This is a genomic window from Onishia taeanensis (assembly GCF_003268885.1).
GTDB classification, from domain to species: Bacteria; Pseudomonadota; Gammaproteobacteria; order Pseudomonadales; family Halomonadaceae; genus Onishia; species Onishia taeanensis_A.
This window is the reverse complement of sequence record NZ_QLSX01000014.1, coordinates 60,920-81,274: the sequence shown is the minus strand read 5'-3', so window position 1 is coordinate 81,274 and position 20,355 is coordinate 60,920. Positions and strand designations below refer to the sequence as shown.

The following is a 20,355-nucleotide window of genomic DNA, read 5'->3' as shown; positions in this document are numbered from 1 at the left end:
AGCCTTTTCTGAGCTGCCTGGGCGGCAGCGAACCGGGCGTTTGTCGAGCGGATCCTCGACATGGATTTCTGAGCTGCCTGGGCGGCAGCGAACATCGAAGAGCTTGCTGCATGGGCTGAAGCACATTTCTGAGCTGCCTGGGCGGCAGCGAACGCCGCTCGCGCCTTCTGCGACGCCACCTTGATTTTCTGAGCTGCCTGGGCGGCAGCGAACTAGCAGGGCCCGGCGATGTCGAAGCCGGAGGTTTTCTGAGCTGCCTGGGCGGCAGCGAACACCCCGATCACTAAGCAGCAGCGGCGCACACATTTCTGAGCTGCCTGGGCGGCAGCGAACCGCGCCAGCACGTCGTCATAGCTCGCGCTCATTTTCTGAGCTGCCTGGGCGGCAGCGAACTCGTCGAGGATGACTTCTTCGACACCCTCGACTTTCTGAGCTGCCTGGGCGGCAGCGAACGCTGTCGTATTCGGCCCGCGAGCGCGGGACCGTTTCTGAGCTGCCTGGGCGGCAGCGAACCACCTGCCGCTTGAGGCTTTCGGCCTTGGCGTTTTCTGAGCTGCCTGGGCGGCAGCGAACCATCATCATGGCGTTGGCCGGCATGATGATCATTTCTGAGCTGCCTGGGCGGCAGCGAACAGGGAAATGCCGCCAAGTGGTCTCCCGGTGATTTTCTGAGCTGCCTGGGCGGCAGCGAACGGTTCGCCACATCAAAGGCGAGCCACTGTCGCTTTCTGAGCTGCCTGGGCGGCAGCGAACGAGGGCGTGGCGGTAGTCGATAGAGGGCATTATTTCTGAGCTGCCTGGGCGGCAGCGAACAGGATATTCCCTACGACTTTCCGCTGCGTGTCTTTCTGAGCTGCCTGGGCGGCAGCGAACGTTTGAGCAGCGGTGATTGCAGCTTCCATGATTTTCTGAGCTGCCTGGGCGGCAGCGAACTCGCTGGCTCTTGGCATACCGCCAATCATGATTTTCTGAGCTGCCTGGGCGGCAGCGAACTTTCGCGAGCAGATCGACACCCTGCGCGACAATTTCTGAGCTGCCTGGGCGGCAGCGAACCAAGCATGGTGGCGTCGATACCGCCGTCCTCTTTTCTGAGCTGCCTGGGCGGCAGCGAACACGTCTATCGCTACGTGTCTGCGATGGGCAATTTTCTGAGCTGCCTGGGCGGCAGCGAACGCTGACGTGCGGCGAGTTGCGGCCGTTGCCCATTTCTGAGCTGCCTGGGCGGCAGCGAACTTCCTGTACTGCTCGAACGATTTCCTTCCGTGTTTCTGAGCTGCCTGGGCGGCAGCGAACAACAGATATTGCGGTTCATATTGCGCGGATTATTTCTGAGCTGCCTGGGCGGCAGCGAACGCAATCAGGCCCTTGGCGTACTGGTTGACCTGTTTCTGAGCTGCCTGGGCGGCAGCGAACGGCCCGTCGCGATGGCGGGCAAGGCACCAGGTTTTCTGAGCTGCCTGGGCGGCAGCGAACCGAACGAGGCCAACGCCGCCTTGCGAGCGGGTTTTCTGAGCTGCCTGGGCGGCAGCGAACCATCCCGAGCGCCTGGGGGATCCGGCCCGGCTTTTCTGAGCTGCCTGGGCGGCAGCGAACATCGGCCAGACGCACAGCGACGAGCAGTGTCATTTCTGAGCTGCCTGGGCGGCAGCGAACCCGCCGCCGGTGGCTGCCCACTATCGCAAGAATTTCTGAGCTGCCTGGGCGGCAGCGAACGCAACGCCCCTACACCGCCACCCACCCGCGATTTTCTGAGCTGCCTGGGCGGCAGCGAACTAGAGCTTTTTCAAGCTAAACCTCTGATTATTAAAGAGCAATAGCCGTAAAGCGCGACGCCTCCCTTTTTTCGGAAGCGTCGCTAACTTATTGTTTTTCCTAGCTCTATAAAAATGCTCGGAAAAAGGGTCAGAACCAGGGCACGGTTGCTTCCGTGCTCAAGCCATAATGGTTAAAGCGCCCGGAGCTGGGTTGTGGCTGCGCTTTGCCATGCTCAATAAACAAGGCGAACCGCTGCCCGCTTGAACGGCTACTGACTTGCACGAATGGCAAGGCGATTTGACGTTCAGCAGGCTTTTCCATCAAACGCTGGGCTTCGTCGATGCCGATGTCGTGACGCTTGGCATACCGCTTTGCCCGGCTGGGGCTTCCGGTATTGAACTGCTTGCGCCGAACCACCCGGTAACTCACCTTTTCTGGCACCGACTGGACGACTTCGAGTTGCACATGGTCCCGCATACCCGTCAGCCAGGGCACAGCCATCAGTTGTTCCAGCCGTTCCTTGCCGCTATGCAGCCGCAGTCGGTTGCCCGGCGTGCGAGCACGCACGCCGTTTTTGTGGTCCGGCAGGCTAATGCCGATGTCATTCGCATCCAGGTCATAAAGGGCCCGGTGCAGCTTGCTGTAAAGCGCACCCATCAACATCGCTTCCGGAAAATCCGGGTCGGGTCGCAGGCGAATGTCGAGATAGTGATCCATGGCTTACCCCGCATCGCCGAAGACACCGCCACGAATCAGCGTGGCCATGACGAAGTGCTGCTGTTCGGCGGCAGGCGCCTGATCCTTGAGCAACCAGTTATCCAGCAGTGAATAGAAATCCACCTTTTGCTTGGGCTGGCGGTAGGCGCTGCCCTGGGTGGTCACGGAGCCGTAGGGCTCGACAGCAATCGGGCCAAGATCGCTGTCATCGCTGGGTGCCGGGTACCAGGTATCAATGGTGCGAATGGCATTCCCCAGCTTCTGAGAGTGGATGGCGGCGTTATCGTCATCACCGATCTTGTAAAGCGTCTTGCTCTTGTCGCCGCGCGAACGATCCAGAATCAGCTCCTGCGAGGGGAAGACTTCCTGACCGGCACCCACTCGGGCAAAGGCCACCACATCAAGCAACAGGTAGCGCTCGCCGGCAAGCGCATCATTGATCAGCCCACCCAGTTCGCGCGTGGCTTGGCTGCCCTCGAAATCGCGCAGCGAATAATCGAGTGCATTAAAGGTCCACGACTTCTCTGCCTGGCCGCCCTTCTTCTGGCTGACCACGACCTCGATTTCTTCGGCACCGACACGATTGCGCCACAGGAAACGACCGTTGGCGAGATTGCAGGCATAGCGGTGAGCGAGCTCGCCAAAGCCGTGTTCGCTGACGTAGCCCGCTACCGTTTGCTTCAACTTGCGCTGATACTCGGCGTTATTGCAGGCCGAGGGCGTTCCGGCGCCCGCCAGTACCCGCAGGGTAAAGCGAACGGCCAGGGTATCGGCACTATGAGGCAGCGCGGCAACGTCGACCGTCTGGAGGTTGGGGTTCTCGATGGCGGCATCGAGTTTGGCTGGGTCCTGGTCCTTGGCCTTCAACCGGTTGGAGATGGTGCCACGGACCGATTTTTCGCGAACGGGGATGCTGCTCCACTGGGCATATTGGTCGCGCTCATCCCAGTTGCCGGCGCTGAACAGTGCATCGGAGGGGTCGAGCTTGCGCTCGAAAGCGAGGACGGAAGCGGTCTTGAGAGTATCGTTCTTGGCCATGATGAAGCTCCTTGTCATTCGACGTGTGCTGTGGCGAGGCTGTAGTCGTTATTCAGCCGATAGCTTCCTGCCTCTAGGTCGTTGTCGACGTACCAGAGCAGCGCTTCGGGGTCTTGGATGCGATGGGGGCTGACCCATTCGCCAATCGAGTAGAGGCTTTCGACAAACTGAAACGGCGTGTCGGCATCGCGAGCGTTGGCCACTTCACCGGCCTTAAAAAGCTCGGAAATGGCGCTATAACCGACGGGGATCGGCACTAGCCAGCCGGGATAGGGGCGACGAATGTCCCAGTGCACCGCTTGCCTTGTCTCGCCGTCTTTTGCGTTTGTCTCTTCTACAACCCGGCATTCGTGGTTTAACCGGCAGAGATCGAGCCAGGCATCCAGCGCAGTCGCTTGATCGTTCTGCGCTTGAAGCATCGCGGTGTGCTCGACCAGCCGATCATCGCGCGACACCAGCGCAAAGCCCGGCAACAGCCGGCGTTTGATTCGGCGCCACTGCTTGGCGTTTTCGTCCTCGCTGGCATCGAAGCTGATCAGCGCTGGGCGGTGGCGCCGCTCGCCGGGGCGTGACGGCATCACACTGCCGCCCGCGATGCGCATGCCCAACACCTGATCAAACAAGGTTTGGGCGATTACCTGGCGGCGTTCAGCACTGCTCAGGTCATCGCCTTCGGACTCGACTCCCACCAGCAGCGAGATTTCCAGGTGCGCGCGGCCCTCCTCGACGATGGCTGCTGTGCCACCGGATTTATCCACCGGGTTGCGGGTGAGATGAAAGGCGCGCGCGACACCCCCTTGCGTGACCAGGGGCTCGATGTGATGACACACCACGCCGACCTCGTTGAAGACCAGCTTGATATCGTCGGGCAGGTTGCGCTCCAACGCCTGCATGGTGCCCATGAAGGCACTCATGGCGGGAAACCCCCAGGTCATGGGGCTTGAGATGGCATTGGCGTTCTGAATACGCAGCCGGGGAAGTACCAGAAGGTGATTGATCATGCGGCGTCTCCTTCTGGGGCGTCGGGATCATCGGGGTCGTCGACGTCATCGCGCAGCGCATCCTGCAGGTCGTCCACCTGGCGGCGGAACTCGGTCACAATGCCCTCGAACTGACTCTTCCAATGCTGGTGTTCTGGGTCACCAAAGCTCAGTTGGCTTTTATGGTTCAGTTCACGATTAAGCCAAAGGGCCGCTCGTGAGCTCACGGCTTCCTGCCAGTCGGCGCGGCGGCGGGCATCATCGAAGTCGGCATCTTCCAGCCCCCGCTCAGGGTCCAGCCAGTACTGCTCTTCCGGCGCGAGCTGGCACTTCTCATCGGCTGTCCAACCAGCCGCCAGTGAATGGATATCGAGAGTGAACAGCATCAGTTCATCGACCAGCATCGTGGTCAAATCATCACGCAGGTCGCGCGTATGCATGTTCTTGGCGGGTTCCGCTTCCAGAAAGCGTTTCAACTCCCCCACAATCCTACGGACCTCTGGACGACCATTGAATGCCCGGAATACGTCACGCATCGGAGCGTAGACCTCGCGTGAGGTCCAGGTAGGCGGCAACGAGGCCAGCAGGTAATTCTGGCCGCCACGTTCGCTATTCAACTGGGAGATATTCTGCGGCTTGGTACCGCCAAGTTTCTGTACAGCAAGGTTGGGATAGCTCGTGTAGCCACCCTCGAAGGCGGTTCGTTCACGAAGCGCCTTGCGCGCCGCCTTGTTGTGATCGCCAAAGAACCAGGTGTTGGGGCTGACCTGGGCATAGAAGCGGTGCGTAAGGGCGGTGGCATAAAGGGGTGCCAGCAAGTGATAACTGGCGTTGTCGGTAGGCTCGTCACCGACCAGCCAATAAATCTGCTTGCCGCGCGCATGCGAACTGGGAGTGCCCTTCGGTTCGACGATACCGGCGAAAGCATGCACCCAGGCTTGCGCCTCGGCCCGATCCTCACTTAGCGCGTCGATCAGCGATTCATCGTTCTCGAGTGCTAGCTCCAGCAGCGAACGCCCTTGCCATCGCAGTTTCAGGAATTTATAGACATCCAGCGCGGCGGCATTGCCAACGACGTCACCCTCGAAATCAGTGGGCAAGCAGTGGCTTCCGACCCCCTCTTTCCCGTGAAGTTGACCGGGCTCGACATAAAGGTTGGTGCCCTTCGCCTCAGGATGGATCGCCTTTAGCGAGTGTGTGACAACCTGCAGCTGACCGACACGCCGCGCGGCATCGGCCAGCCAGGTCTGCAGTTCGAACTGTTGCTGCAGCTTGAGATAGGCGGGATCGTCCGGCGCGAGCTTCTCCGTTTTGGTGGCAAAACGGTCATGGATAAATTGCTCGATCAGCTCGCGGATGGACGTCGGCGGTAAAGGTTCTGACATAGGCTTCCTGCCTTAGCTTGGGGGAGATACCAAAGGCATGACATAATGAGCCCCAAGCGCGGTAACGCTTGGGGCATGGTTGGACATACGGTCAGTCTCTTCTAACGGGACAGTAGCTAACCATCCTCAAACCTCCTTGCTCTTCCGAAAGCAACACTGCTGTTATCGATGCTTTGCTCGCCCATTGAGCGGCCACTCTTTGGGCGAGCACGTCACTCGGCAAAACCAAGCTTGGAAACAGAGTATTCCACCTCACCCAAAAAAACAACCTAACAACTCGTTGATGATTAAATTTAGAAGATAAGGTAAGCATACAATTGATGCGAGGTGATAAAATCATTATTGCCGCCGTACAGGTCGCTTAGAAATAACACCTCGTGGGTGTACTAAACCTTTCGCTGCCGCACAGGCAGCCCGCCGGCCCGCCAGGGCCGGCATTACCTTTTCCGCACGAACCCCAGCGCGGGATGAAAATGCCAGCCCTGCGGGGCGCGATTCGGTTTAAGGCGAATACGGCCGAAGCGGTTCGCGCAACGTTCGAGACCCAGGCCCATCGCGTCGGCCTGGTCGGCTAACGCGGCCAGATAGTCCGGTTCGTTCCAGGGCGTGACACGCGGATGTTCGATGGCCTCGTCCGGCAGTCGATCTAGCTCGGATTCGACGGGCACCAGCCGCTCGTCCTTGCCTTGCCGGTCGCTGCGCCAAAAGCCGAAATCCTCTTCGTTTTCGTCTGGCAATAGCACGAATTCGCTGTCTGCTTCGTTATCTTCGCGAAAGGGCTGCTGCTGTATCGGCACGGCGCCGAGCGTCATCGCCGGCGTGCGATAAAACAGATAGGCCCCCAGTTCGGTCTGCTGTGGCTCGCCACGTCGCTTGCGCCGCCGTTGGCCGGGAGCAGATGCAGCGCCCTCGACCATCAGCGACGCGAGGCGAGCATGTTCGAGATCAACGAGTTTCTTGGTAGGTTCCAACGCTTCGGCCGGCAGCAGGCGGGGGCGAGAATCGATGGAATCAAACTCCTCCGTTCGCAGCAGCGTTTCCAGCCGGTGTTGGGCCAGCGGCCAGAGTTTCTCGGTTTCAAAGCCTGGTCGACTGAAGGCCGCTTGCTGCCGCTTGAGGGTCTTGATGTTGGTATCGAGCAGCGCAATGTTCGGCGCCTCCACCAGCGCTGGGCGATGTCGACGTACTCGGCCGGCCAACTGAATGATCGAGCGCATCGAGGAGGGTTCGACGATGGCCCAGTCATAATCGTGATCGCGACCAACTTCCGTGACGGGTGAACCTAGCACCAGGAATAGCTGATTCACTTCCTCGCTGCTGTCCAGTCGGGAGCGAATATCGGGCAGATCGAAGACGGCGTTTTCATCGCGCCGGTCCAGTGCTATGTCGAGCCGGGCTTCCAGTCGCGAGCGCAGCACCAGCGGATACTGCGAGTGATAAACGCACAGATGAACCTGGTAGCCGTCGGGAATGTCGGCGCGATATAGGGCCTGGGCCACGGCGACCAAGGGCTCGATGTTGGCCATTCTCACGAGGCCGAAGCTGACCCTTTTGTGGCTATGCGGATCAACACTGTGATGCTGTGCATGAAGTGTCAGCGCTTCACTGAGTAGGGTGTCAGCCACCACTTGATGAACGGCATCCGGGTGAGCCGACGGGGCGAGAAGAGGCACGATTCGCCCGCGCCTCGTCGCTGGCTGCATGCTCAGCTTGTCGGCTCGACGGCGGGCAAACGCATGATGCGCGGCGTCAAACGCGTTGCCATCATCACCGTCGCTGTGCGTACAGCCATACTCATCGAACCAGGCACACACTGGATGGACCGGCGCCCCCGGGGTGCCACGATGGCGCTGATACTCGGCCCGCCCGCTGAGATACGCTTCAAACAGACCGCGCACCAGTGACGGTGGCAAGGTGGCAGATGAAAGCAGCACTCTTGAACCGAGCATTCCTGCCCAATAGACGAGTCGCGTCAGCGCTGGAAGATCAGCGGTGTCGAAATCATCGGGCTCATCAAGCACCAGGTCACCGCTCATCAAGCGCAGCATCGGTGCGATCTGATGACCACCTCGCAGGCTTTCGGTAGCGGGCATAAGGTGATCGACGGTGCACACCAGGATCGGCGCATTGATCAGCCCCTGGGTGTGAGGGTCGGCAACGGCCTTGGATAGCAAGGGGTGATCACCGAGATTGCCCTCGAAATGCACGTGAGCTTGTTCATCCAGCAGGTTGGCGCGAGATTCCGAGCCGCCAAAATCGCGCTGCTGATGCTCGAGCTGTTGTTGATTGAACAGCGCCCTGCTGGCTGAGCCGCCGACGCGAATGGCGAGATCGTCGCTCCCAAGCCCCAAGCGCTCGCGATAGGCCTGGCCGGTTTGCAGCGTCAAGGTGCGAAGCCCCAGCGCGATGGTGAAGCGCGCCCCCGACTCTGGGTCGCTCAACGCATAGAAGATCCGGCCGTTGGCGATGGTCTTTCCACAGCCGGTCGAGGCCATGTTGACCCCGAAGAACCCCTGACGCTGGCTTTTATCACGAAGCCCGGTTGCCAGGTCGAACGCTTTGTCCTGCCAGCGAAAGCGCGCATCACGGCTGCGCGCCTTGAAGCCCTTGTGTCGAGCAATCCTGGGTAGCGCTGTCTCCATTCCCGGCAGGTGGTGTGTAATTTCACCGACGCTTCGGGTCACGCCAAGCAAGTGCTCGGTCAATGGTTGGCTGAGGCGCCGCCTACCTTGATGGTTGGACGTATTGGCGTAGAAATCGAGCGACCACTGGCCATTCAGGCGCCCCTGGTCCTTGAGGCTGGAGTAGTAATGATCGCCCAGCATCAGCGAAAGTCGGGCCAGATGCATGACGTAGGGCGACTCGAGCGGTGACGCGTCGCTGCGTATCTGCTGAAGCTGGCGTGCCAGGCGCCGGCTGCGTTCACGCCAGGCCGCTTCGGTGACCGGCAGGCCATGCGGAAATGTCCAGTAAGGGGCCACGCGTTCAAAGGCCGCTGGTTCCACCCGCTCGTTCCAGGCGGCAGTAATCGCCTGGGGAAGCGTGGGCAGATTTCCCGCGTTCAGATGGGCTCTGGCGCCCACCCATTTCTGGGCGCCAATTTCATCGGTGGCGGGCAGAGCCGGCAGCCGGTGGTGACTGACGACCAGCCAACCAATTGCCGCCGCCAGCGGTGGCAATTGGCTAAACGGTGCACTGTCGCTGGCATATTCATCTACGCCATCGCGAATCAGACGGTTCAGCCAGCAAGCATCATCTTCCGCGGTTGGCTTTTCTAGGCGTGCAAGCCAGCTGGGGTCGTCATCTTCGCCGACGAACGCCTGTAGCAGCCGTAGTGACACCCACTCATGGCGGTAACGGTTACGCTCTTCTAAACGGCCATTGAGTCGATCCTGAAACGCTTGGCTGGCTTTGCCGAGGTCGTGCAATAGCGCGGCCATGGAGGCCAGCAGATGAATCAGCTGGCCGCTGTGCCAGTCGTTCTCGTCTTCCGTACGCAGGATATTACGCCGCGAGGTATTGGTCGGCGCACCGCCGCGAGCGTTGAACTGAGAGGCATCGCCCACGATCCACAAAAGCTCGCTGTGATCGTGACCACGGATCCAGTGGCAGGCGACGGCGGTATTCTTGCGGGCGGATTGGCGCAGCAGTTTGCGGAGCGTGTCGAGCCCAGCCTTAGTAATCGGGGTTTGCCAGGTGCGCTCTCCGCGCCGCTCGGCAAACTGGTCGAGAACGCGGCGTGTCTGCTTCAACGCGTTCTTGCGACACTGCGAGACCAGAAGCACATTCATACCAGCGCCTCATTCCCAAGGCGCTCGGCCGTCGATTTCAGCGTGTCGATCATGAAATCGAGCGCTTCGACCTGCGTGAGCCGGTCGATACAGGCCTGGCGAAACTCCTGCTCCTCGTCCCCGCGGCTTGCGGAAATGAACGCCTGCGGCAAGATCACGGCATCCTTGATCAGGTCGGCAACATCGAAGACGAGCCCACCGCGTCGCGTTTTGCCGTGCAGTACTGCCAGTCCATGAGGAATACCCAGCACCCAGGTCGCGGTGGCGGCCAGCCCGTAGGCCAGGTAATTACCGTGGTCGAGAAAACGGTTGGCCGGGTCCGCCCCTTGCCCACGTTTGACGCGGGTAAACTCGCCGTAGTCGGCAGCATGGCTGGCCAGCCGGAATAGCTGCTTGGTGAGTCGGGCTTCTTCGGTCAACAAGGCGGTGGTGTCGGCAGCAAGATCGATCGCTTCTCGACTGCGGGTCATCAGCATGCCCAGCTCGGCCTTGCTCGGGGTGAAGCCGCTATCGCGCTGGAAGCGCGGTTCAAGCCAAAGGCGTTCGACCTGAGCGAGTCTGGCTCGTTGGAAACATCGCGCCGCTTCCAATCGCTTATCGTCATCAAACCAGAATCGCACCCAGTGCTGCAGGTATTCGGTGGGTCGGTACTCACTCTGCGGCGTCAGCCAGGCGACATCCACATCGACTTCGTTGGCCGCAAACAGCGGTGTCCCGCCGCCGCCGCAAAACCCCACCAACACGCCGGCCTTGGCCAGCTCACGCATGGCCGCCTGAGTGATAGACGTCCCTGTTCCCAGTAACAGTGACGTGGTATTGGCGATCGGAATATTCCAGTAACGCGAGCGCTTCCCTTCATCGGTGACGTACTCGACGCGACCGCCATTAACCAGCACACGACAATGCTGAAGGTAATAGAGGTTAGCCCGCTTGGAATGCAGGATCGTCTTCATGTCGCTAGGGGAGAAGTCATCCATGACTAGTACCTGCCTGCTTATGCCAATCGGAAGGGGTAAACCATCTAAGCATTCTGCCGCTCTGGTGTGCTACTCCCCCTTGGTCAACGTCGACCGCTCTGCTCGAATGTAGTGATGACTGGCGGCTTCCTTCTTTCTCGCCCTCTAGCCTCAATAGCAATTGTTATGTTATAACCTTCGCTCTCGTTTCAAGACCCAGTTTCAAGCCACCGTTTCAAGCCCAATCCTAAGAGATCGCACCATGGCACATCGCCACCACCACCGGCCGGAAGGCCCCTGTCATTTCTCACTGATGTCGCTGTCCTGGGCGCGGCGCCTGCTGCTGGCCGCGGCGCCGCTGGCGGTGCTGTGGCTCGCGGTGTCCTGGGCCGCGGGGTGGTGGTCCTGATGGCGCGCCTGGCACTGCACGATGTAAGCCTCGCCCAGGGCGGCCGTACCGTGCTCGAACACGTCGAGGGACAGTTTCCGGATGGCGCCATCACGGCGCTGATCGGCCCCAATGGCGCAGGCAAGAGCACGCTGATCCAGGGCATCATGGGCCTGCTCAAACCCTCCCAGGGTCGCATTGAGTGCGCCGTGCCCAGGGAGCGCCGTGCCTGGCTGCCCCAGCAGCTGGCGCTGGACCTGTCCTTTCCGATGAGCGTGGAAGAGCTGGTAATGACCGGCACCTGGCCAAGCCACGGGGCGCTCAAGGGCTACTGCGGCCCCCACTATCGCAAGGCGCGGGAGGTGATGGCGCGGCTGGGTATCTCGCATCTGTCGCACCGCCCGCTTGGCGAGCTCTCCGGCGGTCAGCGCCAGCGCGCCCTGTTCGGCCGCACGCTTATGCAGGAAGCCGAACTGCTGCTGCTCGACGAGCCCTTCGCCAATGTCGATATCGAAACCGTCGAGGTGCTGACTGGGGTGCTGCGCGACATGGCGCGTCAGGGCACCACCATCCTGGTGGTGCTCCACGACCTGGACCAACTGACCCGGCTCGCCGACGAGGTGCTGCTGCTGGCCGACGGCCACGCCCAATGGAGCACGCCTCAGGCCGTCATCGACCACCGACAGGGCGGCCTGCAATCGCTGCCGCCATTGAAGCCGACTCACCCTACGGACGCGCCCCATGCTCGAACTGCTGAATAGCCTCTTCCTCGCGCCCTTCGACTACGGCTTCATGCAGCGGGCGCTGGTCGCGGGGCTAGCACTGTCGCTGGCCGCCCCGGCGCTGGGGGTCTTTTTGATGCTGCGCGGCATGAGCCTGATCGGCGACGCCATGGCGCACGCCATCCTGCCCGGGGTGGCGCTGGGTTTTCTGATGGCGGGCTTCTCGCTGCCGGCGATGAGCCTGGGTGGCATTCTCTCGGGGCTTCTCGTCGCCGGACTCGCCGGCAGCGTTTCGCACATGAGCGGCCACCGGGAGGACTCGGCAATGGCCAGCTTCTTCCTGATTTCGCTGGCCGGCGGGGTGATGCTGGTGTCGCTGGGCGGCAGCAGCGTAGACCTGACCCATGTGCTGTTCGGTTCGATCCTCGCCGTGGATTCCACCGCCCTGGTACTGATCGCTGCCATCAGCACGCTGATCGTGGTGGTGCTTGCAGTGGTGTTCCGTGCGCTGGTGGTCGAATGCCTGGACCCGCTGTTTCTGCGCGGTCAGGGCATGGCCGGCGGCCTGGTGCATGGCGTCTTTTTGGGGCTGGTGGTACTCAACCTGACGGCCGGCTTTCAGACGCTGGGCACCCTGATGGCGGTGGGCCTGATGATGCTGCCGGCCACCACCGCCCGTTTCTGGTCAAAGCGCCTCGAGGGGCTGATCGGCTTGGGCATTCTGCTGGCCATGTTCGCCACCAGCGGCGGACTGCTGCTCTCCTATCACCTGGAACTGCCCTCGGGGCCGAGCATCATCCTGCTCGCCGGGGCCTGCTATGTGCTCTCGGCACTGCTGGGGCGCTACAACAGCCTGCTGGCAAGGCTTCGCCGCCGTGATGCGCCGCTGGAGCCTCGCGAAGCCCAGTAGTGCCTGGCTCAAACCGACTGCTGCAGATGCCATCGTGCCGCGCACGGCCGGCGGACCCTGCAGCCGCCTATGCCATCCAACCGTCCCTCTAACCAAGAGACTCATGACATGCGCCACATTCTCCCCTTCGGGCTTAGCCTGGTTGCCGCCAGCCTTGCCGTAACGCTTGCCAGCTCGCCGCTGTACGCCGCTGAGCCTATCGACGACGAACCTATCAATGTAGTGGCGAGCTTCAGCGTGCTCGCCGATATGGTCGAGCAGGTCGGCGGCGAGCACGTCGCGGTCACTGCGCTGGTCGGCCCCGACAGCGACCCGCATATGTTCTCGCCGAGCCCCACCGAGGCTCGCGCGGTCGCCAAGGCCGACCTGGTGGTCTTCAACGGCCTGAACTACGAGGGCTGGATGGAACGGCTGATCACCGCCAGCGATTATGACGGCGCCCTGGTGACCGCCACGGACGGCATCAGTCCATTGACCTTCCAGGGACACGACCACGGCGATCATGAGACTCACGCCCACGGCCAAGAGCACGATCACAGCGGCCATGACCATGCACAGGGCAGCCCGGACCCCCACGCCTGGCAGGATTTACGCAATGCGACCACCTATGTCGCCAACATCCGCGATGGTCTGATCGCCGCCGACCCGGCGCATGCCGACGCCTACCGCACCAACGCCAGCCGCTACAGCGAGGCCATCACTGCACTGGACGAGGAGCTTCACGCCCTGCTCGCTGAGGTGCCCGCCAGCAGCAGCGTGATCACCGGTCATGAGGCCTTCGACTACTTCGCCAACGCCTATGGCATCAGCTTCCTGTCGCCGACCGGGCTTTCCACTTCGGCCGAGCCCTCGGCGGCCGACCTGGCCCGACTGATCGACGTCATCCGTGACGAAGGCATCAGCGCGCTGTTCAACGAGAGCATGACCAGCACCGCGACCCTCGAACAGCTCGCCGAGGAAACCGGCCTGCCGATCGCCGGCACCCTGTATTCCGGCTCGCTATCGGCCGAAGGCGAGGCCTCGACCTATCTGGGCATGATGCGCCATAACGCCCGCGTGCTGCATGATGCCCTGGGCGTAGCCGGCCACCAGGCCGACCGTGCGTCTGAGCATGAGCATGAAGAAGGTCACGATCATGACCATGACCATGAACACCAGCATGAACACTGAGCATTAACGCGCGACAAGAGCTACTTCCTTTGGCGCTCCCTGCGGGGGGCGCCTTTTTTATGGGATGCTGTCAGCAAGGCTCACCGCTCGCCAGGAGGCGTCATGCTCGAGATGCGCGATATCCGCAAGGCCTACGCCACCCCGCAGGGGCCACTGGCGGTGCTCGACGGCGTCGACCTCACGCTAGCCGCTGGGGCGAGCCTGGCGCTGATGGGCGAATCCGGCAGCGGCAAGTCGACCCTGCTGCACCTGGCCGCCGGCCTCGATACCGCCGATAACGGCGAGATCACCCTCGACGGCCAGCGCCTCTCAACGGCCAGCGAACCGGCACGAGCCGCCCTGCGCCGCACGCGACTGGGGTTGGTTTTCCAGCAGTTCCATCTGGTGCCGAGCCTGTCGGTCGCCGACAACCTGACCCTGCAGGCGCGCCTGGCGGGGCGCGAGACGCCGGACTGGAGCCGGGAGCTGCTGACACGACTAGGCCTTGCCGAGATGGCCGACCGCCACCCCGAGCAGCTCTCCGGTGGCCAGCAACAGCGCCTCGCCATCGGCCGTGCCCTGGCCGGGCGTCCGGCGCTACTGCTGGCCGACGAGCCCACCGGCAACCTGGATGAGGCCAGCGCCGAAACGGTGCTGACGCTGCTGCTGGAACTGGTTCGCGACAGCGGCTGTGCACTGTTGATGGTGACCCACAGTGCGCGGGTAGCAAGCCGCCTGGAGCGGCGCCTATCGCTCTCCCATGGCCGGCTGCTGGCCGAGGAGGCCAGGTGATGACCGAGCGTGGCGCTCCTCGTCTGGTTCCTCATTTGGCCATGGCGCGCACCGCGCTGGTCACGCTGCTCTCTCACTACCGCCGTCATCCAGGGCAACTGGCCATGCTGCTGGTTGGGCTATGGGTCGCCAGCGCCCTATGGAGCGGCGTGCAGGCGATCAACGCCTCGGCCCGCGACAGCTACGCCCGCGCCGAGGCGCTGCTCTCACCCAGCCTCGAGCGCATCGAACGCCGTGACGGTGCGCCTCTTAGCTATGCCGACTTCACCACCCTGCGCCGCGCCGGCCTGGCGGTATCGCCGCTGGTCGAAGGCACCATCGAGCTTAACGACGGTCAGCGCCTGAACGTGCTGGGCATCGAGCCGCTAAGCCTGCCGGTAGGCGGCATCGGGGGAGCTAGTAGTGAGGGGGTTAGTGAAAATCGCAGCGGCGGTAGCCCTATCGGCCTGCTGCAGCCGCCCGGCCAGACTCGGCTCGCCCCTGAGACCCTGGCCACGCTCGATGCGTCCCCGGGGGAGCGCCTTGTCGGCGCAGGCGGCGAGCGTCTGCCACCGCTGGTCATAGACGCCCAGTTACCGCCGGGAACGCTGATGATGGATATCGCCTGCGCCACCGATCTGCTCGAGCGCGGCACCCGCATCGATACCCTGCTGTTGGCGCCGGGCACTCAGGCGGCGCTGCCCGCTGCCTATCGGCCAATACCCGCCGCCCAGGGGCTGTCGCCCGGCCAGCTCACCGAGAGCTTTCATCTCAACCTGACCGCCATGGGCCTGCTGGCGCTGGTGGTGGGGCTGTTGATCGTGCATGCGGCCCTGGGCCTTGCCCTGGAGCAGCGCCTGGGGCTGCTGCGTACCCTGCGTGCGCTGGGGGTGCCGGGGCGGACCCTGGTCGGCCTGCTGGCTATCGAGCTCGTCTTGCTGGGGCTGGCCGGCACCCTGCCCGGCATTCTTGCCGGGCTGTGGCTGGCAAGCGTGCTGTTGCCGGACGTCGCGGCAAGCCTAGAGGCGCTCTTCTCGGCGTCGGTCGGGGCCAGCCTGTCGCTGCCCTGGCATTTCTGGGCCGGTAGCCTGGCCATCACCCTGGGCGGCTTGGCCACCGCCGGCCTCGGCATGCTGTGGCGCACGGCGCGGTTGGATATTCTCGCCCTCGGTCACGCCCAGCCTTCCCGCGCGAACAGTCGCCGCCGGTACCGGCGCCAGGCGGGGCTCGCCGCCCTGACCTGGCTTGCCGCGCTCGGGCTGTGGCTATGGCCGACGCCCGCCGGCACGCCCAGCTTGATCGCCGGCTTCGCCATGGTCGCGCTGGCACTGGCCGGCAGCGCGCTGGGCCTGCCGGTGCTGCTGGGTGCGGCCCTGGAAGGCCTAAAACGCTGCCTACCTGGCAACTCGCCGCGCACTGCCCTAATCCGCTGGGCGCTGGCCGACCTGCAACTGCAGCTGCCCCGGCTGCAGCTCGCGATGATGGCGCTGCTGCTGGCGCTTGCCACCAATCTCGGTGTGGCCGGCATGGTCGGTGGCTTTCGCCTGACCTTCCTCGACTGGCTCGACCAGCGCCTGGTCGCCGACCTTTACCTGCGCCCACCGCCGGCGGCCTATGACAGCTGGCGCGACTGGCTCGAAACCCGGCCCGAGATCGCCACCCTGCTCGAACGCCGCGAGACCGATACCCGCCTGATCGGCGCAGAGGGCGAGCGCCCGGTGGCCCTGCAGGGCATCACCCCAGCCCCGGCGCTGACCGCAAGCTGGCCGCTGCTGGCGACCCTGAATGCTGACCGAGCGGCGGCCTGGCAGTCGCTGCGCGAAGGGGCGGCGCTGATCAACGAGCAGCTGGCGATTGCCACCGGCCTGGCCCCGGGCGATATGCTGACGCTTGCAAGCCCCAGCGGGCCCTTCACCACGCAGGTGGCGGGCATTTACCCGGACTACGGCAATCCTCGCGGCGAAGTGACTCTGACGGTGGAGCGGCTGAGTCAGCGCTTCGCGGCCAAGCCGGGCTCAATGGGGCTGGTGCTCACGCCAGGGCTGTCGGCGGCCGATGAAGCCGCCCTGCGCCAGAGGCTGACCCGCCCACTGCCGGAGGCGGGCGAGGCGCCGGCACCATCGCTGATCGACCAGCGTAGCCTGCATCGTCAGGCCCGCCAGGTCTTCGAGCGCACCTTTGCCGTGACCCGCGCGCTAACCGGCCTGACGCTTGGGGTTGCCGCGCTGGCGCTGTTCACCGGCCTGCTGGCCCAGGCCCGCGAGCGCCGCGCCCGGCTAGCACCGCTATGGGCGCTGGGCCTGGCCCGCACCACCCTGCTCGGCGTGACACTGGCCCAGCTCGGCGGCCTGGCACTGGCCACGGCGCTGCTGGCACTGCCGCTGGGGGTCGCGTTGAACTGGGCCCTGGTCGCCGAGATCAATGTCGCCGCCTTCGGCTGGCGGCTGCCGCTGCACGTCTTCCCCGCCGCCTGGGTACAGGCGCTAGGGCTCGCCGTGCTGGTGGCCCTGCTGGCCGCCGCGCTGCCCGCCTGGCGGCTATGGCGCGCACCGCCCCGCCAGTTGCTCGAGGAGTTCTCCGCCTCATGAACCGTCGCTCGCCGATACGTCGTCTTTTCAGCCACCTTCCACGCTGGAAGCGCATACTGCTGGCGGGGCTGGCGCTGGCACTCGTGCTGGGGCTGGTACCTAGCCTCGCGCTGCTGACGGGGCCGACAGGCGACTCGACGCCCCCTGCGGCCCAGGCGTCGAACGGCGGCTTCGCGGGCCTTGGCCGCGCGGCCGATGGCTTCACGCAGGCAAGGCCCGGCCAGGCGCTGCGCTTTCCCGAGGATCACGGCGCCCACCCCGGCTTTCGTACCGAATGGTGGTACCTCACCGCCAACCTCCACGATGAGCAGGGCCGGCCGCTGGGCGTGCAGTGGACGCTGTTTCGCCAGGCGCTGGCGCCGCCTGCCGCTCAGCAAGACGCTAAGGCTACAGTAGGCACGACCAACCCCTGGGCCTCGAATCAGCTCTGGATGGCCCACGCCGCCGTCTCCCGGGACGAGGCGCATGTGGTCGCCGAGCGCCTGTCACGAGGCAGCCCGGAGGGCCTTGCCGGCCCGGCAGGGGTGCGCGCGATGCCCTTCGCCGCCTGGATCGACGACTGGCAGCTAACCGGGGCTCTCTCAGAAACGCTCTCAAAAGCTCTACCAAACACTCTCGCAAGCACCCTCTCAAGTTCGACCGATGCCCTGAGCCAGCTGAGCGTTAGCGCCACCCTGGATGAGGTCACCCACTACCGGCTGACGCTGACCACCGAGGGGCCGCTCGTCGCTCACGGCGAGGCCGGCTTCAGCCAGAAGGCAGCCGACGGCCAGGGTTCCTTCTATTACAGCCAGCCCTTCTATCGGGCCGAGGGTGAGGTGACCCTCAACGGTGAGACCCATCGCGTCAGCGGCCGGGCATGGCTCGACCGGGAATGGAGCAGCCAACTGCTAAGCGAGGCTCAACAGGGCTGGGACTGGCTGTCGCTGCATCTCGCCGATGGCACCAAGCTGATGGCCTTTCGCCTGCGCGGCGGCGCGGCAGGTGGAGGAGAAACGCAAGGCGATACCGGTGACTATCTGTCCGGCAGCCTGATCAGCGCCGATGGCACCCTCACCCCCCTCGGCCCCACCGAGCTCTCGCTGACGCCAATCGCCGAGCGCTCGGTGGCCGGCCGGCGTCTCCCCACCCGCTGGCGACTCGAAGTGCCCGGCCAGGGGATCGACCTGACAATCTCCGCACGCCACCCTAACCGCTGGATGACCACGCAAGTGCCCTACTGGGAGGGCGCGGTGACGGTTGAGGGCCCCGACGGCCGGCCGCGGGGGGAGGGTTATCTAGAAATGACCGGCTACTAGGCGCTCAGACTCGAGCGCCCCCGAGCCGTCAGCCTTGGGCCAGCCAGCAGGGGATCAATCGAGGACAAAACTTGTACATATTTGACGGTCGTTGCGCGCGATAGGCGCTCTGGTAATCATCAGCAGGCGTTAATGTTGGCATCACAGGCTCACATCGCATTGGACACCTAGCCAATAAGCTCTACATTAATTGTACGATCTTTCTATTGGAGCCTACCGTCATGACGGCCGACGACACCTACACCGACGACTATCCCGTGCCCGAGACGCAGTTCACTATCACCAGCCTCTCCCACGCCCTGCAACAGGGCATGTCACCGATTGTCGAGGTCAAATCCATGGATGGCATCTATTCGGTGCGCTTCCATCATGCTAACGGGATATCGAGTCTGGTCGACGAGTCAGGCAGCGTCTGCACCTTCAAGGGCACAGGTGCAATCCGCGACCTGATGGGCTCGCTGGGCCTGACCCATGGGGTGCTGACCTGGGCCGACCAGTGCGGTGACGAGATGATCGGCGTGCCCAGCCAACCGATCACCGCCGAGGAAATGCTGACCTACGGTACCCGCATCGCCTTTCGCTAGGCGCGGTGACCTTCGCTACACAACGAATCAGGCCTGAAAAACAGGTCCCTGCTTGACCGCCCTGCGAGCTTCGCCTTTGTGAACAAGCCCTGACGAATAAGCACTGATACACAAAAAAGACCGCCCGAAGGCGGTCTTTGTCGTTGCGCGTCTGCCCTTGGATCAGGGCAAGCGAGCGATCAGGACTCGAAGTCGAAGGCTTGCTGCAGGGCAGGCCAGGCCGGCTTGCCGTCGATGGTGGTCACGCCATCGACAAAGGCTTCGATGCGGTCAGGATGCTGGTTGATCCATTCGACCGCGACCTCGTCCGGGTCACGCTCTTCAAAGCTGAACTCGTAGATCATCGCGCTCTGGTCGTCGGCGCTGAAGGTCATCTGATCGAGCAGGCGGGTCGCATTGGGGTGCGACTCGGAGTAGGGCTTGTTGAGCAGCGTGCGCACATCGCTGCCGCCGCCGTCCGGCCCCCACATGTCCTCGGTGTCTTCGAGATAGACCACATCGTATTCGATGTTCATCCAGTGCGGCGTCCAGCCGGCGAAGACGATCCACTCATCGTTGTTGATGGCGTTCTTGACGGCACTGAGCATGCCCGGCGTAGACGTTTCCACCGGCTCCCAGTCACCCAGACCATAGGTATCGTTATCGATGGCCTCATTGAGGGTGTCGCTCATGCCGGAGCCGACTTCGATGGAGAAGATTTCACGACCGAACTTGTCGGCAAACTCCGGCTTGTCCAGGTCACCGACCTGCTTCACACCGGCCTCGGCTACGTAGCGCGGCACGGCGAAGCCGATCAGGGCGCCATCGACGTTGTTGCCCAGGTCGACCAGGGTGCCCTTTTCCATTGAGGCTTCGAACATTGGCTGCTGAGCGGGCAGCCAGGCCGCCATGAAGGCATCGACTTCATTCAGGTTCAGCGCCTCGTAGGCGATAGTCGCGCCAATTTCCTGCTGGCTGGGCTCATAGCCAAGCGCGGTCAGCAGCTCGGCGGCGAGCTGAGTCTTGACCGTGACGCCCGGCCAGGACGGCGTGGCGAAGCGGATCTCGGCGCTTTCATCAGCGGAGGCAAGAGCCGGCAGCAGGGCCAGGGGGGCGGCGACGAGGCCACTGGCGAGGATGCGAGTCATGGGACGGTTGGGATTGTTCAAGGGATGAATCCTTGGCAGGTCATGCCATGAATGGGTTCGGCGCAACGCTACTCCAATCTACCGTTGGTCGCAAAGACGCCCCGCATGAGGCGGCGCGCTTCCGACGCTTTTCGGCTAGGTTCTGGCTAGGTCGCCGACGCAATCGCCGACACAGTCCTCAGTACTGTCCTCAACT

General features: G+C 63.3%; 15 protein-coding genes and 1 CRISPR repeat array. Of the genes, 8 read left to right on the top strand and 7 right to left on the bottom strand.

All coding sequences use genetic code 11. The features are described 5' to 3' along the window. Nucleotides 1–5 precede the first annotated feature (5 nt). Nucleotides 6–1,773: a CRISPR direct-repeat array (repeat unit 28 nt; unit sequence TTTCTGAGCTGCCTGGGCGGCAGCGAAC). A 129-nt stretch (nucleotides 1,774–1,902) separates the two neighbouring features. The 6 genes from cas6f to cas1f all read right to left on the bottom strand — a co-directional run bounded on the left by cas6f (nucleotide 1,903) and on the right by cas1f (nucleotide 10,643). Next, the gene (cas6f, locus tag BCL93_RS15945; protein WP_112056245.1) at nucleotides 1,903–2,472 is read right to left on the bottom strand and encodes a type I-F CRISPR-associated endoribonuclease Cas6/Csy4; all 570 of its coding nucleotides are present in this window, start codon (nucleotides 2,470–2,472) and stop codon (nucleotides 1,903–1,905) included. 3 nt (nucleotides 2,473–2,475) lie between these two features. Further along, entirely contained in the window at nucleotides 2,476–3,510 is a 1,035-nt protein-coding gene (gene csy3, locus BCL93_RS15940) for a type I-F CRISPR-associated protein Csy3 (RefSeq protein WP_112056243.1), read from the bottom strand. Nucleotides 3,511–3,524: 14 nt separating this feature from the next. Then, nucleotides 3,525–4,511, bottom strand: coding sequence for a type I-F CRISPR-associated protein Csy2 (gene csy2 / locus BCL93_RS15935; protein WP_112056241.1), 987 nt, complete (start codon nucleotides 4,509–4,511; stop codon nucleotides 3,525–3,527). Beyond that, nucleotides 4,508–5,875, bottom strand: coding sequence for a type I-F CRISPR-associated protein Csy1 (gene csy1, locus BCL93_RS15930; RefSeq protein ID WP_112056239.1), 1,368 nt, complete (start codon nucleotides 5,873–5,875; stop codon nucleotides 4,508–4,510). The genes csy2 and csy1 overlap by 4 nt, the downstream gene beginning before the upstream one ends. Nucleotides 5,876–6,312: 437 nt before the next feature. Next, on the bottom strand, nucleotides 6,313–9,666 hold the full coding sequence (cas3f, locus tag BCL93_RS15925; protein ID WP_112056238.1) for a type I-F CRISPR-associated helicase Cas3f: 3,354 nt from the start codon (nucleotides 9,664–9,666) through the stop codon (nucleotides 6,313–6,315). Next, a complete protein-coding gene (gene cas1f / locus BCL93_RS15920; RefSeq protein WP_112056236.1) occupies nucleotides 9,663–10,643 on the bottom strand; it encodes a type I-F CRISPR-associated endonuclease Cas1f in 981 nt (326 codons plus the stop codon). Before cas1f ends, cas3f begins: the two co-directional genes overlap by 4 nt. Nucleotides 10,644–10,884: 241 nt before the next feature. Here cas1f and BCL93_RS17290 point away from each other — a divergent pair, with 241 nt between their 5' ends. The 8 genes from BCL93_RS17290 (at nucleotide 10,885) to BCL93_RS15885 (ending at nucleotide 19,032) form a co-directional block, all read left to right on the top strand. Then, a complete protein-coding gene (locus BCL93_RS17290) occupies nucleotides 10,885–11,031 on the top strand; it encodes a hypothetical protein (RefSeq protein ID WP_181463118.1) in 147 nt (48 codons plus the stop codon). Then, nucleotides 11,031–11,771, top strand: a complete 741-nt coding sequence (locus BCL93_RS15915; RefSeq protein ID WP_112056234.1) for a metal ABC transporter ATP-binding protein — start codon at nucleotides 11,031–11,033, stop codon at nucleotides 11,769–11,771. Before BCL93_RS17290 ends, BCL93_RS15915 begins: the two co-directional genes overlap by 1 nt. Then, nucleotides 11,752–12,642 (top strand): metal ABC transporter permease, encoded by an 891-nt coding sequence (locus BCL93_RS15910; protein ID WP_112056232.1) that lies wholly within the window; start codon nucleotides 11,752–11,754, stop codon nucleotides 12,640–12,642. Before BCL93_RS15915 ends, BCL93_RS15910 begins: the two co-directional genes overlap by 20 nt. Before the next feature lie 108 nt (nucleotides 12,643–12,750). Continuing rightward, the gene (locus tag BCL93_RS15905; RefSeq protein ID WP_112056230.1) at nucleotides 12,751–13,812 is read left to right on the top strand and encodes a metal ABC transporter solute-binding protein, Zn/Mn family; all 1,062 of its coding nucleotides are present in this window, start codon (nucleotides 12,751–12,753) and stop codon (nucleotides 13,810–13,812) included. Nucleotides 13,813–13,914: 102 nt separating this feature from the next. After that, nucleotides 13,915–14,583, top strand: coding sequence for an ABC transporter ATP-binding protein (locus tag BCL93_RS15900; protein ID WP_112056228.1), 669 nt, complete (start codon nucleotides 13,915–13,917; stop codon nucleotides 14,581–14,583). Beyond that, complete coding sequence (locus BCL93_RS15895) at nucleotides 14,583–17,150, top strand: FtsX-like permease family protein (protein ID WP_258396642.1); 2,568 nt, start codon at nucleotides 14,583–14,585, stop codon at nucleotides 17,148–17,150. Before BCL93_RS15900 ends, BCL93_RS15895 begins: the two co-directional genes overlap by 1 nt. Beyond that, the gene (locus BCL93_RS15890) at nucleotides 17,147–18,448 is read left to right on the top strand and encodes a lipocalin-like domain-containing protein (protein WP_112056226.1); all 1,302 of its coding nucleotides are present in this window, start codon (nucleotides 17,147–17,149) and stop codon (nucleotides 18,446–18,448) included. The genes BCL93_RS15895 and BCL93_RS15890 overlap by 4 nt, the downstream gene beginning before the upstream one ends. Before the next feature lie 221 nt (nucleotides 18,449–18,669). Then, the gene (locus tag BCL93_RS15885; RefSeq protein ID WP_092528116.1) at nucleotides 18,670–19,032 is read left to right on the top strand and encodes a DUF6482 family protein; all 363 of its coding nucleotides are present in this window, start codon (nucleotides 18,670–18,672) and stop codon (nucleotides 19,030–19,032) included. Nucleotides 19,033–19,211: 179 nt separating this feature from the next. Here BCL93_RS15885 and BCL93_RS15880 read toward each other — a convergent pair whose 3' ends face one another. Next, on the bottom strand, nucleotides 19,212–20,180 hold the full coding sequence (locus tag BCL93_RS15880; protein WP_258396641.1) for an ABC transporter substrate-binding protein: 969 nt from the start codon (nucleotides 20,178–20,180) through the stop codon (nucleotides 19,212–19,214). Between the last annotated feature and the right edge of the window lie 175 nt (nucleotides 20,181–20,355).